We start from the raw sequence: 15172 nt of genomic DNA on the forward strand, positions 1-15172 counted from the left end.
TCAGGTTTCCAGTTGTTTCCAGAGATTCAGTATGTCGTCTGAGCGGGCGTCACTCAGGCGGATCAAACGTATTTCCAGCGGTACGTCCCAGCGCTCATCACCAGCCCGTACCAGGCGCCCAAACTGTTCGCTTTTTTCCGTCATCCGCTTGGGCAACCAGCCCATGCCGAAGCCCTGTTTGACCAGGGCCTTGATGCTCGCGGACTGGGTATTCTCGTTCAGTGGTAAAAGATTCGCCGGCAGCTTGCCGCGTTGCAGATGCCCGTCGATAGCCGACTGCAAAAAACCACGGCTGTGGTAGGCAATCAGAGGCACAGGCTGTTCATTGGTGCCCGGCAACCGGTAACGGGGCTCGCCCTGCTCATTGGCGATACTGACCGGCACCAGTGCTTCCCTGCCGATGGTCTGCCACTGAAACTTGTCACTGGCCAGGCGATCCCCCCAGGGCAAATCCGGGTGCCAGTAACACAACACCAGGTCACATTCGCCGCTTTCCAGGGCATCCAGAAACTGCTCCCCCACCCAGTTGGTGGCGGTCAGGTTCAGTTGAAGGCGCTCGGCAATGCCCATCTCCGTCGCCCAACCCTGATAGAAATGCGAAAACAGCCCCTGGGTAGAACCAACGCTGATGCGGGCAGACGCTTCCGCATCCAGAGCGGCTATCCGGTCCCGGGTGTCCCGGACCTCCCGGGTGATGCGTTCACACAGTTCCTGAAACACTTCTCCGGCCGGGGTCAGGGACAATGGCAGAGTCTGCCGATTGATCAGGGTGGTGCCCATGGATTCCTCCAGCAGCTTGATGCGCCGGCTGAACGTAGGCTGGCTCACGTGCTGCTGTTCGGCAGCCCGTGAGAAGTGGCGCGTGCGGGCAAGCGCCAGAAAGTCTTCCAGCCAGCGTATTTCCATGGGAACCCCTGAGGTTTGGCAATGATCACAACCGGTACGTTGCTGCAGGCATGATAGCCTATGCGCGCCCGGCCGTTACAAACGCCCTTCCTCAACGGCGTGACAGGCCACCTGCGCCCCGCCGTCGGTGGCGATCAGCTGTGGAACTTCCTGCCGGCAACGCTCATTGGCGTAGGGGCAGCGGCCGTGGAACACGCACCCCGAGGGCAGATTCACCGGCGTGGGCACCTCGCCCTGAAGGCGAATGTGATTGGGCCGGTCATCCTCGAGTTTCGGGATGGCCGACAGCAACGCCTGGGTATAGGGATGCCGGGGCATGGCGAACAGGGTTTTGGTGTCTGCCAGCTCACACACCCGGCCCAGGTACATGACGGCCACCCGGGTACCGAAGTGTTCTACCACCGCGAGATCGTGGGTAATGAACAGGTAGGTCAGACCACGGCTTTCCTGGGCATCCATCAACAGATTCAGCACCTGGGCCTGGATAGACACATCCAGGGCCGAGATGGGCTCATCGGCAACGATAAATTCCGGGTCCACCGCCAGGGCGCGGGCAATGGCAATCCGCTGGCGCTGACCACCGGAAAACTCGTGGCCAAAGCGACTGCCCCAGTCCGGATCGATGCCCACCGAGTGCATCACCTCGTGGATCTTGTCCCGCACCTGGGTTGGAGACCAGTCCTGATGGTGAAAACGGATCGGTTCTTCCAGGGTCTGCTGAATCGTCATCCGCGGGTTCAGGGACGCATAGGGGTTCTGGAAAATCATCTGCATCTTGCGCCGGTATGGCAATGCCGCCTTGCCGCCCAGGTTGTCGATGCGTTGACCGTCGTAGTGAATCTCGCCGGCACTGGGGGAAATCAGCCCCATCACCGTGCGGGCCACGGTGGATTTTCCGCAGCCGGACTCCCCCACCACGCACAGGGCCTCGCCCTTGTTCACATCCAGGTTCACGCCGTTGATGGCATGCACGGCTTCCTGCTTGCGGCGAAAGCGACCGCCTTCAAACTGAATCTGTTCCAGAAAGCCGCCGGAAAGGTCAAAACGCTTTTCCAGGTTCCGGATACTAACCAACGGGGAGGTCATGATTCCGCCTCCTGCATGCGTTTCTCCTGCTCAATCAGGTTGGCAACTTCGTAACAGGCGACATCGACATTGCCCGAGCGCACATACTCCGGCATGGCGCGCTTGCACTGGTCGGTGGCGAAGTTGCAGCGGGGATGGAACGGGCAACCCGAAGGCACATTCTTCAGGGATGGCATGGAGCCCGGTATCTGGAACAGCCGCGCTCCCGGCTCACCCATCTGGGGCAGCGCGTTGATCAGCCCCTGGGTGTAGGGATGCTGGGCATCGTTGATGATTTCCCGGGTCGGGCCCTGTTCGATGATCCGGCCGGAGTACATGACCAGCATGCGCTGGGTCACCTGCGAGACCACCCCGAGATCGTGGGTGATCAGCATCAGCGCCACGTTTTCCTGCTCACACAGGTTCAGCAGCAGGTCCATGATCTCGGCCTGGATGGTCACATCCAGGGCGGTCGTGGGTTCATCGGCAATAATGATTTCCGGGTCCAACAGCAGGGCGATGGCAATGATCACCCGCTGGCGCATGCCCCCCGACAATTCATGGGGATACTGGTCCAGCCGCTTTTCCGGCGAGGGAATCTGCACTTTCTGCAGGCGATCCAGGGCAATGGCCCTCGCCTCTTTCTTGCTGATCTTCCGGTGTGCCAGGATCGCCTCCACCATCTGGGTGCCGATGGTGAGCACCGGGTTCAGGGTCATCATCGGATCCTGGAAAATCATGGCGATGCGGTTGCCACGGATTTTGCGCAGCTCCCGCTCGCTCATGGCGGCCAGATCTTTGCCTTCAAACAGAATCTGGCCACCGGCGATATAACCGGGCTTGGCAATCAGGTTCAGGATAGAGAAGGCCGCGACTGATTTGCCGGCACCGGATTCACCCACCAGGCCCAGCCGCTCGCCCTTGTCCAGGCTGAAACTAATACGACGCAGGGCGGTCAGATCGCCACCGCGCACCGCGAAACGTACATCCAGATTTTTCACTTCCAACAGTGCCATGGTGTTACCCCTTATACAGCCGTGGGTTCATCACATCCCGCAACCAGTCACCCAACAGATTGATGACCAGCACGAGCACCACCAGCACCAGACCCGGGATCAGGGTGATCCACCAGGAACCGCTCTGGATGTAGTCAAAACCGGATTTGATCAACGAACCCAGTGACGGCTGGGTTTCCGGCATGCCAAGGCCGAGGAACGACAGCGCCGCTTCGGAGATAATGGCATTGGCAATCTGTACCGTGGCAATCACAAAAATGGGCGACAGGGTATTGGGCAGGATGTGCCGGAACATGATGCGTGGCGTACCGAACCCCATCACCTTGGCCGCGTCCACATACTCTTTCTTCTTCTCCGCCAGCACCGAGGCCCGCACGGTACGGGCTATCTGCGGCCATTCCGCCACCCCGATGATGAAGATCAGCATGTAGATGGCAATCTCACCGAACATCAGGTTGCCAAAACTGGCCTTGAACACCGCGCCGACAATGATCGCCACCATCAGGGTGGAGAACGACAGCTGCACATCGGCAATGCGCATCAGGATGGCATCAACCTTACCGCCCAGATAGCCGGCCAGCAGGCCAAACAGGATACCCAGCGCCGCCTGCAACACCACGGCACCAAAGCCAATCATCAGCGACACCCGGGTGCCGTAAAGTATGGTGGAGAGCAGATCCCGGCCCTGGGCATCCGTTCCCAGCGGGAACGCGGGATCAGCGCCGTCCAGGCCCACCGGTGGAAGCTCGGAGTTCATGATGTTGATCTGCGCCAGATCATAGGGATCGGCGGGCGCCAGCCAGGGCGCAAACACCGCCGCCAGCACCATGGCCAGCAGCACCAGAAAGCTCGCAATCGCTACCTTGTCGCGTTTGAAGCTGTACCAGAAAAAGGACTCGCGGAAGCGGTCCCAGCGGGAAACCGTTGCCGTTGTCATGCTTTCTTACCTGTCAGTTTGACGGTGGGATTGACCAGTCCGTAGATCAGGTCCACCAGTGTGTTGGTCACCACAAATATCAGGCCCACTACCATCAGGTAAGCCACAATCAGGGGAATATCACTACGGGTGATGGCCTCCAGGAACATCAGGCCCAGACCCGGCCACTGAAACACCGTCTCGGTCAGGATGGTGTAGGCCACCATAATGCCGATCTGTACGCCGCCCACGGTAATCACCGGCAGCATGGTGTTCTTCAGGGCATGCAGGAAATTGATACGGCCCGCGCTCAAACCCTTGGCCCGGGCATAGCGGATGTAGTCGCTCTGCAGTACTTCCATCATCTCGGCCCGGATCAGGCGGATAAACAGCGGCAGCATAATAGACGCCAGCGACACGCAGGGCAGCACCAGATGGGCCAGGCCTTCGCTGGTAAACAGGCCGGATTCCCAGGTGCCGAACAAGTGCACCAGGTCATCACCCCGGCCATAGGACGGCAGCCCACCTTCGGTGGTAAAGAAATCGTTGAGCCACTGGCCCCAACCGGTATCGGCCGGAAACCAGTTGACCGTCACACCAATGGAGAACAACTGAATCAGAACAATGGCCGTGAGAAACACCGGTATGGAAATACCGACCGTACTCACGCCCATGAAGAATTTGGACAGCCAGGCCTGGGGCCGGATGGCGGCGTACACGCCAATAGGGACCGACAGGAAGATGATGATCAGACTGGCGCCGATCACCAGTTCCAGGGTGGCTGGCAGATGTTCGGCAATCACTTCCAGCGCCGGCTTGCTGTAAAAATAGGAATTGCCCAGGTCACCCTGTATGGCATTACCCGCAAACCTCAGGTACTGGACCAGAAAGGGGTCGTTCAGCCCCAACTCCTCACGAATGGCTTCCCGCTCCTCGGCAGAGACGGACATGCCCACCATTTCCTGAAGCGGGTCCCCGAGGCCATCCTGAATGGCAAAGGCGATGATGCTGATCACAAACATGACCAGCAGCGCCTGGGATATCCGCTGAACCAAAAACGCTAGCATGAAGGATTTACCGTTGATGAATACGTGAAAGCCTCTCTCCCGCACCGGGAGAGAGGTTGGGTCTCAGGGAGCGCGCTCCCCTTATTCGATAACCAGATCGCCCAGGTAGGGGAAGTTCATGACATTGAGCACCGGCTCGATGTTCACGCCCTTGCGGGAGGCCCAGGCCAGGTCCTGCCAGTGCAGCGGTACGAAGGCTGCGTCGTCGTACAGACGCTGTTCCACTTCCTGCAGCATGGCCGCACGCTTGTCCAGGTCGGTCTCCACGTTGGCTTTTTCCACCAGGGCATCGATTTCCGGGTTGCAGTAGTTGCCGGCGTTGTACTGGCCATCACCGCTGTCAGCATCCGGGCAGAAGGTGAGGAATTCATAGAAGTTGGCCGAATCCTCGCTGTCTGCGTGCCAGCCAATCAGCATCATATCGGCGGCACGGTTATCATACTCCGGCCAGTACTGGGCTTTCGGCAGGGTTTTCAGGTCCACCTTGATGTTGATGCGCGCCAGCATGGCCGCCGCTGCCTGCGCGATCTTGTCGTCGTTCACGTAGCGGTTGTTGGGGGCCATCATGGTGATGGTAAAGCCGTCCTCATAGCCGGCTTCTTTCATCAGCTGCTTGGCTTTCTCAACATCGAAGCGAGGCTTCAGGTTTTCGTTATGGCCCTGGTAACCCGCTGGCGACATCTGTGCTGCCGGCGTGGCAAAGCCTTTCATGATCTTGGCAGCAATACCTTCCTGGTTGATGGCGTAGGCGATGGCCTGGCGAACTTTCGGGTTCTTGAAGGCTTCAACCCGCTCCTGATTCATATGGAACAGGATGATACGGGTGCCGCTCATGGTCACCAGTTCGCTGTTGCGGTCGCGCTTGATGCGGTCCAGATCATTGGGTGGAACCGGAGCGATGAAGTCGACACCGCCAGACAGCAGGGCGGATACCCGGGTAGCGTTTTCCTTGATGGGAGTCAGCACGATCTTGCCCACGTTGCCCGGAGACTCGGTATCCCAGTAATCATCGAAACGCTCGAACTCGACACGCACGCCCTGTTTACGCTCGGTTACCGTGTAAGGACCGGTGCCGGACAGGTTCTCGGAAGCGAAGGAGTTGCCGTGCTTGAGGATGGCGTCCTTGTCTTTGCCATCTTCGGTCTGGCCGGAATAGAACTCACTGTCCAGCGGGAAAATGTAGGTGGCGGTGTTCAGCAGCAGAGGGTAAGGCTCGCTGGTGACCAGCTCGAAGGTGTAATCGTCGATCACATTGATGGCGCTGAAGGGTTTGAAAATCGCCTTGAAGTCCTGGCTTTCCTTCAGTCGCTCAAAGGTGAACTTCACGTCGGCCGTGGTCAGTTCGTTACCGGAATGGAACTTCACACCTTCGCGCAGTTTGAAGCGCATGGTCTTGTCGTCCACACGCTCCCAGCTTTCTGCCAGGCGCGGCTCGAAACCCAGATCTTTGGTCCAGCGCAACAGCGGATCAAAGGTCATGTGGGACAACTGCAGAATGCCGCCAGACAACTGCTCATGAATATCGAGGGTTACGGGATCGGCGTCGTACGCCATTTTCAGTTCTTTGGTCGCGTCGGCTGCCAGGGCCAGAGGCGCAGACGCCAGGGCCATGGAGCCAACAAAAGCTGCCAGTATTTTTTTCATCGCGTTTTCCGTCGCTGTTTTAGGAATTTTCACGGAACATCGGTGCAGGACGGCACCGATTGCCTGGCAAACAAGCTAGTCTCGGAAAACCCTTACGGCAATCGAAATTGCAACATGGACCTATTCGTATGGTGAATGACCCAAAAAGCAGCAGCCTCAGAACGGAAAGACAAAGGGCAAAAACAGCGCCGTAAACACACCCGTCAATCCCATCCCCAGGGAGGCAAAAGCGCCCGCCGTGGGGCTGATCTCAAACGCCCGGGCAGTGCCAATGGCATGGCCATTAAGCCCCAGGGCAAAACCCACCATTCGGTCATCGGAGATCTTCATCCATTTGGCACCCCAGTCCACAAATACCGAGGCCAGCACGCCTGTAATCAGCAGACCGCCGAGGGTGAGTGCAACCGAGCCACCCAGCTGTTCCGCAATACCCATGGCAATGGGCGCGGTAACCGACTTCGGCGCCAGCGACGCCAGTATGGAAAGCGGAGCGTCCATCAGCCAGGCAATACCCACCGCATAGACGGCTGCCAGACTGGCCGCCAGTGGCAAGGTGCACAGAATTGGCCGCCAGAGCGCGCGAATATGGTGCATCTGCTGATACAAAGGCACACCCAGGGCCACCGTCGCCGGGCCCAACAATACCGTTAACCAGCGCGCCCCCTGCTGATAGGTTTCATAGCCAATACCACTGGCCGCCACCGCCGCCGCCAGAATCACCGCCGCCATCAATACCGGCGGCATCCACAGGGGGCGTCCCACCTTCGCGAACAACCAGTTTGCCGCCATAAACGCCGCCAGCGTCAGGGCAATGGAAAGCATCGGGCCTGTGGTCCAGACCAGCAGCAATTCCTGCATTCGTCCGTTGAACTCAGTCATGACTGTGCCCCCGGGTGCGATCTCCCGCTGTTTTCTTCATCAGCCACAGCGTGGTCACGGAACTCAGCAAGGTACCCGCAACCAAAGCCACTGCAACGGAAGACCAGTGGCCCGCAAAGCGATCGGCAATAAAGAACACCCCGACAACACCCGGTGAAATCAGCAGCACCAGCACCGAGATCAGCCCGCGACTGGCTTCCGCCAACTGATCACTGACCCGCCCCCTCAACATCAGAGTGGCCGTGACCATCACCATCCCCAGCACGCCACCACTGATGGGCAGGCCGACCAGTACCCGCAATGCCTCACCCAGCAGAAAAAACACCACCAGAACCAGAAAACCCCGCAACAACACCATGCTGCTATGCCCCGCCACGCTCAATATGCTCTACACTAACGCCCTGACCCGCCCAAAGACCACAGGACTATTCATTCAATGGCACTGAAAGCCACCATCTTCAAAGCCACCCTCCATATCGCCGATATGGACCGGCACTACTACGCCGACCACCATCTGACCGTTGCCCGCCATCCCTCTGAAACCGACGAGCGGATGATGATCCGGCTGCTGGCCTTCGCCCTCAACGCCAACGATAACCTGGAATTTACCAAAGGCCTGAGCACAGACGACGAGCCGGAACTCTGGCAAAAATCCCTGACCGGAGACATCGAACTCTGGGTGGAACTGGGCCTGCCCGAGGAAGACCGCCTGCGCAAGGCCTGCAACAAGGCCAACCAGGTCATTCTCTATACCTACGGCGGGCGTGCGGTGCCGGTGTGGTGGGACAAGCACCATAACAAGCTGGAAAGATTTAGCAACCTTACTATTGTCGACCTTCCGGCAGAGGAAACAGCGGCATTGGCCGCCTTGGCAGAACGGTCTATGACCTTGCAGGTAAGCATTCAGGATGGCGAAGTGACCATCAGCAACGAGCATAACCTGGTCAACCTGACGCCAGACCAGCGGCTACCCCGAATCTGAACGAAACGGTTAATGGCCGGGGCTGGACAGAAGCCGCCGGCACACGTAAGATTGCGCACTCGAAATTGACGAGCACTCGTTATTTCGAATGCGCCCGTAGCTCAGCTGGATAGAGCGTTGCCCTCCGGAGGCAAAGGTCATAGGTTCGAATCCTATCGGGCGCGCCATATTTTTCAAGGGCTTGCAGGCAACTGTAAGCCCTTTTTCATTCTCTCTCCTCGAAAAATAACCACTCTTGTAACCACACGATACAAAGCGAAACTTCTATCCGGACGCCCGCCAGTCAAAACACATCAAGAGACAACGAATCTCCAAAGAGCATTCGCCCCAAGCCAGTATTGCAGACTGCCCAACCAACCCGGCCCGAGACACGCCTCTACTGCTAGCTCCTTTTAGACTAGACGCCACTATAGACACGAAAAAACCAACAGGTAGGTGTAGGCCGCCAATTAGATTGAGACGGAATGTCAAAAGATTAGAGACTAAATGCGATTGACGCTCGTGATACCAATGTTAGCTCCATGCTAACTTCGTCGTTTCAATAGTTTTCCAGAAAGGATCCGGCCGTCTAGACCCTCACGACTTCCCAATCAACAGAAACGCTATTCCCGGCCCCAGGTGCCGCTTCAAGTGCAACCTGAATAGATCCTAGGTTTCTTCCCGTCACTCGCGCCCTCGTTGCCTCTATGGGCGGGGACCCGCTCACTCCGGAAACCGTTACAAAAACCTTATAATTGTAATCCGGCTCAGTCACTGGGAGGCTCGGGAGCGCCGACGTCTCTGCGTCGCTGATTGTCACGGTTCCTTTATTTTGGTTCTCAAAGTTGCGGCCGATCTCATACAATCGGCCAAGCCCGTTAACCCAAAACGTAATGCTCTGCCCGAACTCGTTAAATACTACATTCCGGTAGCCTTTAAGAATCACTATATCGGTCGGCCCGCCGCTTTCCAGCGTAACCGGAAACCCGTTCTGATAATTCCACAAGGTGAAGAACTGGTGGCGCTTTAGTCCGGTGATGGCTGATATCGTGGTCGCCGCGCTAATCTGATTTCCGAGCTGTATCTCTCCTAATCCTTGAGCGTTAAGCGTTGCCGTCGCTGTGCCTATACCGTCTATAGTACCCCTTGAGGTTCCTTCCCCTGGGTTTGATCGGTACCCGTAGATCGGGAGCGCAATAGTCCCGTCCGGGGTACCGTTGTTGATAGCATACGGGGCGTTGTTTCGGACAAAAGGCCGACCGGCTGAAATGGCCGGTTCGATAAAGTTAAAACCGGTGCAGTCCAGAAACTCATTATTTCGGTGGTCCACGTGGTCCGTCTCAATGTGTACGTCCGTCCGGTTTCTGGATATTTGTTCCGCGTTCCTGAACTTGTTACAGATAACGCCCGCCCCCTTAAATGCGATTTTTCCGAGCCGCGAAAAGTCGGAGCTTGGGGCATGGCGGGTTTTAGTAAAGTCGTTATAGGACGACTGATCTTCGAGGATGATGTCGTATTCTTGATTTTCGAAATACGCGTTGACCTCGTTGCTGTAAGCTCGGATCAACTTGATACCGAAGCTGGTCGAACCGTCGCCCGGCCCCCCGGTCGGATAACCGTCGTTATAGGGTATATTTGAGTCGATGTATGCTTTGTTGAACTTGTTACCGGTCGGATAGGGAGGCCCCCCAGTGCCGTCGATAAGCACGCCGCCGACCCGGTTCTGTCGGATTTTCGCCCCGCTGAAATCGTTCAGGTTCGTGTCAGGTGCCAGTAGGCGGACGCCGATCTGGTTGAACATGAATTCGCAATCGCCCACGCACTTGTTGTTGTAGCCCCGCGCTATTGTTAGGCCATACTGGAACCCATAGGACTTAAAATTGATAAACGTGCAGTCGAAACAGTCCGCTAGAGCCAGGCCGGAACCAGTAGAGGGGGGCGTGTATGTCGCTCCTGGAAAGTAGATGTTTGGCCCGCCGATGGTTATGTTTTCCCAGGTATGAGCACCATAGTTTTCATTCTGCCCGTCAAAAATGAAGCCGTCGCCATTGTGGGTAACATTGATATTACAGTGATCAACGCTATAGAAGCGGTATTCTTTACTAAGCGGATCGAGCGTAACCGGCGAATCTAACCGCAGTTGGGTTGGCAGTTCAATCGCGCCTGTTAGGCCGCGCGCGGCGATAGCTGCGGATAGCTGCGAGGCGCTGTCTTGCGATTGGTCATTGTACGCGCCAAAGTCTACGGCCCGTATATGATTTTCAAGACGAACAAAGCACCCTGTTCCAGTGGAATCTGTTTCACCAACGCCATCCAGATAATCAGAAATTGAAAGCTGTGCACTCAGCGCTGGTACAGTTGGGCTGATTACTGTCCCGCCGTTGTGGTCACTCTTTGGCCTGTCGGACTCAAATACAAAACGCCCACCACCGACCGGGTTGGCCATTACCGCACCGCCAGCGTGCCATGCAATTACTGAATATTGTGCATTCGAGATAGGATCTGTTAGGCCGCTAAAGGACTCCGAAACACTACCAACCCGAATAACGCGCCGGCCAAAAACCTTCGACAACTGTGTAGAATCGGACTTCTCCAAAACCTGCCCGTCGCCCTCTATCGATTGTGCAACTTCCTCCTGGACCGAATTAAGCCATTCATCGGTGACAACCGTTGCCCTCGTCCCATTCGCCGGATCGCCCTCAGAAAACTTGTTATCCGGCGTTGCTCCTGGACCATCAATACGAAACATGTTTATTCCCCATAACTAAAGTTAACAATGGTGTGTGCGGGCTTGAGTTGCTCTATTGGGCACTCCAGCCGGTCGTCTCCCCAGCTGCGCACGGGTTCGCCGGCCGCGCTTTGGCCGGCGCTGAATTCGGTGACGGCGGTTTCCGCTGCGTTGACCATCCAGTAGTAGAGCCAGCCGTCGTTAGTCAGGCTATCGCCTGCGGCTGAGAATCCTGCCCTGAAGGGGCGGTATTCGGTGATCGTTACCTGGTAGCCGAGGCTCTCGGCTAGCTCGATGAAATAATCAGGGTTGGCGCCACCGACGCGGATCAGTTTGGCTTGGGCGGCGAGACGGCGTTCCTGGATGGTTTCGGGCAAGGTGTCGCAGGGCCCGGGAAGATCCAGCAGACGCTCCCAGTCGGTCAGCAGTTCGTTGGTGCTTTCCGGGTTGCCTTCCTTCACCAAGTCATGGAGACGGCCATCCAGGCGGGCGTATTCTTCTGCCAATGCCTGCAGCAGTTGCTGCCAATTGCTTTCTGACTGATCTGTCAGGGCTTCCCCTGGTGGTACCAGCGCCGTCAGCTGTTTGCGGTATTGATCAGCAGTCAGGCGGTCCATGTGAACACCCCGGGTGTGGCTATTTCATTGGTCTGATGGGTGATATCAGCTGCGGGACTGATCAGCGTGTGACGGCTCTCACCGGCGGCCACGTAGATGATGCCGTTAAGCTGGCTCAGGTAAATGGTGGTACCTGGTTCCGGCTCGCGGCGAAGATAATCCCGTACCGCCAGTTCGATCCGGTCACGAACCGTTTGAGTGTCCGGAGTAATGGTAATCTGCAGATCCAGCGGTACCGCCACCGGAGCGATCACATAAGGCACGGATGCCACCGGTCGCACTGATTCGATGTATGCCAGAACCGCGTCGACCACCTCGGTTGTGGGGGTGCCATCGGCCGTGGCTTCGTCGGTCATGATGCGGGTGGTGACGGAGCCGTTCTCCAGTTCGTTTGGATAAACCCACGCCCTGGTGACATCCGGGTGGCCTTCCAGGGCCCACTGGATGTAGTCGTCCCTGCTGCCACCGTGGGCCGGCCGCTGGATTCGCGCCAGCAGGCGCTCGCGCAGGCGTTCTTCTGTTTCCGGGTCGGTACCGCCGGTCAGGCCTTCAGCGCCAACGGTTGCGGTGCCTTCAACTCCGGAGGGGCTGCTGACTAACTCCAGCTCGGTTCCAGCATTCTGGTTGCCGTCTTCTCCGGTCTCCGTGGCGGTAACTGAAACTGTAGCGGTGCCAGCGGCGATGGTGACTGCCGCATCCGTAAGGTACTCGGCGCCGTTCTTGGCCTGCAGTCGGGTGTCTTGGGGAATGACGACATCATCGTTACCCGCAAAGGTCACATTGCCTTTGGCGGCAACGGGATCCACTGCCGGGACGCGCCAGATCCGCGCCCAGCGCTGCAGGTACTCGGATTCAGCAGTGTCGGGGAACAGCTGGGTGGCCAGGAAATCCAGGTACCCATAAACGCCGTGGATGCCACCGGCCTCAATGTCGGCCAGCACGCCCAGGAGGGAACGCCGCAGCTCCGGCTGAGCGCCAGGCAGACGTGCGCGGATATCGGCACGGATGCGCTCTTGGAGTTCGCTCAGTGACGGACGTTCAAACGGCATTTAAAGGCTCTCCCAAAGGTTGTTAAAGGTCTCTTCAATGGCCTGGCCATCGCTGCGGATAATCCGGATCTTCATGCCCAGGCGATCGGTGGCCACCGTTTCGGCTTCCACTTCGATGGTGTTGGCGATGCCGTCTTCACGGAGCCATTCCAGGGACTCGGCTGCGTAGGTTTCGGCCCGGCGCCGAACCTCGGCCAGGTTCTTCTCGCGGGAGAGCAGCCAAAGGCGGGAACCGAAGCGATCGCCACCGGCCCGGGCCAGCATGTCTGCCCACCAGCCGCGCCGATCGTCGCTGCCGTCCGGCAGGATGTCGCCCGGGTTTGCTCGCCGATCGGTGAGCAGGGAAAGGACAACAGCAGTGCGCAGGCCGTTGTCTGCGACCAGGTCGCCGTCCTGCAGCTGGATATCGATGCGGCCATCAAGGCCTGGCTGGAGTGCGATATCGGTCATTGCGCCGGCCCCGTGGTTCCGCCGGAGTCACCGGGATGGGTGTGGCCTTTGAGGGAAATGTTGTCCGCTTTAACGTCACCGCCATTGATCTGCATGTTGCCGTCGACACTGGCGCCTGAGCCGCCACTGACGGCCATGCCACCCTGACCAGTGATCGCGCCCTGGACCGTCAAAGCACCAGTTATGGTCACCTGTGGCGTATCCAGGGTGACCGATTGAGTAGCCGCCACATTGGCGGTATCGCACTGTCCCGTGATCTCGGGTGCAGTTGCCGCAATCTTCGTGGCCGCGTCAACATTCACGGATCCGCCGGCGGTCACATTGGCATCGTTGCCAACAACCACTTCCAGGTCCTGCCCGACGTTCACCTTCACGATGCGGCCCCGCTTCATGTGGATGTAGTCGCCCTCGTCGGTGTACAGGGCCACTTCACCGTTCTTAAGGTTATTCATCCGGTGCCGGCGGTCATCCACCGCGATGGCCACCAGGTGGCCACGGGATCCGCCAACGGCTAAAGCGATCGCTTCGGCTCCGTCCAAGGGCCGACAGGTGAAACCGTATTGCTGGAAGCGTTCCATGGCCGCTGTCTCACCGGCCAGCAGATCCATCTGCACCACCTGCAGCTTGCGGCCGTCGTCAGACAGCCGCACAACACCTCGGGAAACGATCAGGCGCAGGCGGCGCCAGACAGGAGCCAGTAGGCGGACGATGTCTCTCATCCCCATACTGATTCCTCCTCATCCGGCTCCGGCTCTGCGGTCAGATCCCAGGCCGATGGCGGCACCACCTGGGCCTCGGCGCGCTCGCCCTGGCCATCCAGCAAAAGCTGGACGCCCTCAATGATCATGTCGTCCTGGATGCCCAGCCAACGGTCGCGCACGGACACCTCAAAGCCAGGCGTCCACAGGCCGCTGTCATGGCGCCAGCCGGCGACGGTGTAGGTCAGCCCCCGGCCACGGCCGCGACGGCGGCGGGTTTCGTTCTCGGCACGCTGCCGGCAGCCGGCCTTATCAACTGGCGTGTCAGCAACGATGACTTGGGTGCGGAATCGAATAACGGGGTCGGTGGCGGTGCCTTCCGGGCTGGAGGCCTGCTCACCTGAAAGCAGGTCATCACCAGGTTGCTGGCCCTGGACGATGATCTCGGAGAAACGGTCACGAACTGAGAAGCGGCCGGAACCCTTGCGGATGTTCTCACCCAGGGCCAACGCTGTGTCGATGCGGCCACGGGGTGGCTTGGTGATGACTAGGCGGCCCTCGGGATCACACACAAAGATCACTGCCCGGTACCGGCCCATCTGTTCCAGGGCTTCATAGTATGGCTGGCCAGCCTCCACGGCCGGGGCCTTGATGGGCGCACCGGTGTCGGCCTCCACCACCACCTCAATGCCGAACGGCTCGGCCAGCTCACGGGCAATGGCTTCCAGCTTGCGGGGTTTGCTCCAGGTCTTGCGGCGGGAGGAACAGTCCACCAGGTCGGCGGTTTTGGAGCGGCCGCTGACCACCAGGCTGTGCTGGCTGCCATCGTAGGACGGAAGTACTTCGTCGACGTAGCCGGTGATCACCAGATCGTCATCGATAAACACCTGGCATTCGGCACCGCTGCGAACCGGCGCGGGTTCCGTGGATTGGCTCCACTTTTCGGTCAGGGAAAGCTCGAAACGGTCCGCCACCTGGTTGAGGCCACGACGAATATTCACGGAGGTCCAGCCACCGTGTCGATTACCGTCAATGAGAAGTTCAACCCGTGAAGACATAAGGCCCGCTTGCATATGACCCCCGGCGCGGGCTGGTCGCCGGGGGCCTTCAAAAAACTCTGGTAATCAGCCCGTAGAGTAGGTTTAATGGTGGCCTGATCACGCAGTAGCCTTGGGC

The 15172-nt window shown here is 58.5% G+C and carries 15 protein-coding genes and 1 tRNA gene; 2 read left to right on the forward strand and 14 right to left on the reverse strand.

Annotation, left to right across the window (positions count from 1 at the left end):
* From Q675_RS33405 to Q675_RS33440, 8 genes are all read right to left on the reverse strand, one after another.
* Positions 1-906 (reverse strand): LysR family transcriptional regulator, encoded by a 906-nt coding sequence (locus Q675_RS33405; RefSeq protein WP_011783999.1) that lies wholly within the window; start codon positions 904-906, stop codon positions 1-3.
* Positions 907-981: 75 nt separating this feature from the next.
* Positions 982-1992, reverse strand: coding sequence for an ABC transporter ATP-binding protein (locus Q675_RS33410; RefSeq protein ID WP_011783998.1), 1011 nt, complete (start codon positions 1990-1992; stop codon positions 982-984).
* Entirely contained in the window at positions 1989-2987 is a 999-nt protein-coding gene (locus Q675_RS33415; protein WP_023008397.1) for an ABC transporter ATP-binding protein, read from the reverse strand. The genes Q675_RS33410 and Q675_RS33415 overlap by 4 nt, the downstream gene beginning before the upstream one ends.
* Positions 2988-2991: 4 nt before the next feature.
* The gene (locus tag Q675_RS33420) at positions 2992-3924 is read right to left on the reverse strand and encodes an ABC transporter permease (protein ID WP_011783996.1); all 933 of its coding nucleotides are present in this window, start codon (positions 3922-3924) and stop codon (positions 2992-2994) included.
* The gene (locus Q675_RS33425) at positions 3921-4970 is read right to left on the reverse strand and encodes an ABC transporter permease (RefSeq protein WP_011783995.1); all 1050 of its coding nucleotides are present in this window, start codon (positions 4968-4970) and stop codon (positions 3921-3923) included. Before Q675_RS33425 ends, Q675_RS33420 begins: the two co-directional genes overlap by 4 nt.
* A gap of 81 nt (positions 4971-5051) precedes the next feature.
* A complete protein-coding gene (locus tag Q675_RS33430; RefSeq protein ID WP_023011774.1) occupies positions 5052-6614 on the reverse strand; it encodes an ABC transporter substrate-binding protein in 1563 nt (520 codons plus the stop codon).
* A gap of 156 nt (positions 6615-6770) precedes the next feature.
* The gene (locus Q675_RS33435; protein ID WP_014420317.1) at positions 6771-7493 is read right to left on the reverse strand and encodes an LrgB family protein; all 723 of its coding nucleotides are present in this window, start codon (positions 7491-7493) and stop codon (positions 6771-6773) included.
* Positions 7486-7851, reverse strand: a complete 366-nt coding sequence (locus Q675_RS33440) for a CidA/LrgA family protein (RefSeq protein WP_022992106.1) — start codon at positions 7849-7851, stop codon at positions 7486-7488. The genes Q675_RS33435 and Q675_RS33440 overlap by 8 nt, the downstream gene beginning before the upstream one ends.
* Positions 7852-7929: 78 nt before the next feature.
* On the opposite strand from Q675_RS33440, the gene Q675_RS33445 reads away from it, so the two are divergent.
* Positions 7930-8475, forward strand: a complete 546-nt coding sequence (locus Q675_RS33445) for a YaeQ family protein (protein ID WP_022992105.1) — start codon at positions 7930-7932, stop codon at positions 8473-8475.
* 90 nt (positions 8476-8565) lie between these two features.
* Positions 8566-8642 (forward strand) — tRNA-Arg (locus Q675_RS33450).
* A gap of 401 nt (positions 8643-9043) precedes the next feature.
* Here Q675_RS33450 and Q675_RS33455 read toward each other — a convergent pair.
* Genes Q675_RS33455 through Q675_RS33480 form a run of 6 tightly spaced genes read right to left on the reverse strand, consistent with a single transcriptional unit; the run spans position 9044 to position 15054 of the window.
* Positions 9044-11203 (reverse strand): hypothetical protein, encoded by a 2160-nt coding sequence (locus Q675_RS33455; protein ID WP_023011775.1) that lies wholly within the window; start codon positions 11201-11203, stop codon positions 9044-9046.
* A 2-nt stretch (positions 11204-11205) separates the two neighbouring features.
* Complete coding sequence (locus tag Q675_RS33460; protein ID WP_023011776.1) at positions 11206-11799, reverse strand: YmfQ family protein; 594 nt, start codon at positions 11797-11799, stop codon at positions 11206-11208.
* Positions 11787-12848 carry a baseplate J/gp47 family protein gene (locus tag Q675_RS33465; protein WP_023011777.1) on the reverse strand — a complete coding sequence of 354 codons (1062 nt, stop codon included), beginning with the start codon at positions 12846-12848 and terminating at the stop codon, positions 11787-11789. The genes Q675_RS33460 and Q675_RS33465 overlap by 13 nt, the downstream gene beginning before the upstream one ends.
* The gene (locus Q675_RS33470; protein ID WP_023011778.1) at positions 12849-13298 is read right to left on the reverse strand and encodes a phage GP46 family protein; all 450 of its coding nucleotides are present in this window, start codon (positions 13296-13298) and stop codon (positions 12849-12851) included.
* A complete protein-coding gene (locus tag Q675_RS33475; protein WP_023011779.1) occupies positions 13295-14023 on the reverse strand; it encodes a phage baseplate assembly protein V in 729 nt (242 codons plus the stop codon). The genes Q675_RS33470 and Q675_RS33475 overlap by 4 nt, the downstream gene beginning before the upstream one ends.
* Positions 14014-15054 (reverse strand): phage baseplate assembly protein, encoded by a 1041-nt coding sequence (locus tag Q675_RS33480; protein WP_031211641.1) that lies wholly within the window; start codon positions 15052-15054, stop codon positions 14014-14016. Before Q675_RS33480 ends, Q675_RS33475 begins: the two co-directional genes overlap by 10 nt.
* Positions 15055-15172: the final 118 nt, after the last annotated feature.

It is taken from the genome of Marinobacter sp. EN3 (genome assembly GCF_000475315.1).
Classification (GTDB): domain Bacteria; phylum Pseudomonadota; class Gammaproteobacteria; order Pseudomonadales; family Oleiphilaceae; genus Marinobacter; species Marinobacter nauticus.

Bases quoted from the DNA above. Each gene is read 5' to 3' on its own strand.
- Q675_RS33480 (WP_031211641.1), bottom strand. From the start codon at position 15,054: ATGTCTTCACGGGTTGAACTTCTCATTGACGGTAATCGACACGGTGGC.
- Q675_RS33470 (WP_023011778.1), bottom strand. From the start codon at position 13,298: ATGACCGATATCGCACTCCAGCCAGGCCTTGATGGCCGCATCGATATC.
- Q675_RS33475 (WP_023011779.1), bottom strand. From the start codon at position 14,023: ATGGGGATGAGAGACATCGTCCGCCTACTGGCTCCTGTCTGGCGCCGC.
- Q675_RS33460 (WP_023011776.1), bottom strand. From the start codon at position 11,799: ATGGACCGCCTGACTGCTGATCAATACCGCAAACAGCTGACGGCGCTG.
- Q675_RS33420 (WP_011783996.1), bottom strand. From the start codon at position 3,924: ATGACAACGGCAACGGTTTCCCGCTGGGACCGCTTCCGCGAGTCCTTT.
- Q675_RS33405 (WP_011783999.1), bottom strand. From the start codon at position 906: ATGGAAATACGCTGGCTGGAAGACTTTCTGGCGCTTGCCCGCACGCGC.
- Q675_RS33410 (WP_011783998.1), bottom strand. From the start codon at position 1,992: ATGACCTCCCCGTTGGTTAGTATCCGGAACCTGGAAAAGCGTTTTGAC.
- Q675_RS33455 (WP_023011775.1), bottom strand. From the start codon at position 11,203: ATGTTTCGTATTGATGGTCCAGGAGCAACGCCGGATAACAAGTTTTCT.
- Q675_RS33465 (WP_023011777.1), bottom strand. From the start codon at position 12,848: ATGCCGTTTGAACGTCCGTCACTGAGCGAACTCCAAGAGCGCATCCGT.
- Q675_RS33415 (WP_023008397.1), bottom strand. From the start codon at position 2,987: ATGGCACTGTTGGAAGTGAAAAATCTGGATGTACGTTTCGCGGTGCGC.
- Q675_RS33425 (WP_011783995.1), bottom strand. From the start codon at position 4,970: ATGCTAGCGTTTTTGGTTCAGCGGATATCCCAGGCGCTGCTGGTCATG.
- Q675_RS33440 (WP_022992106.1), bottom strand. From the start codon at position 7,851: ATGGTGTTGTTGCGGGGTTTTCTGGTTCTGGTGGTGTTTTTTCTGCTG.
- Q675_RS33435 (WP_014420317.1), bottom strand. From the start codon at position 7,493: ATGACTGAGTTCAACGGACGAATGCAGGAATTGCTGCTGGTCTGGACC.
- Q675_RS33445 (WP_022992105.1), top strand. From the start codon at position 7,930: ATGGCACTGAAAGCCACCATCTTCAAAGCCACCCTCCATATCGCCGAT.
- Q675_RS33430 (WP_023011774.1), bottom strand. From the start codon at position 6,614: ATGAAAAAAATACTGGCAGCTTTTGTTGGCTCCATGGCCCTGGCGTCT.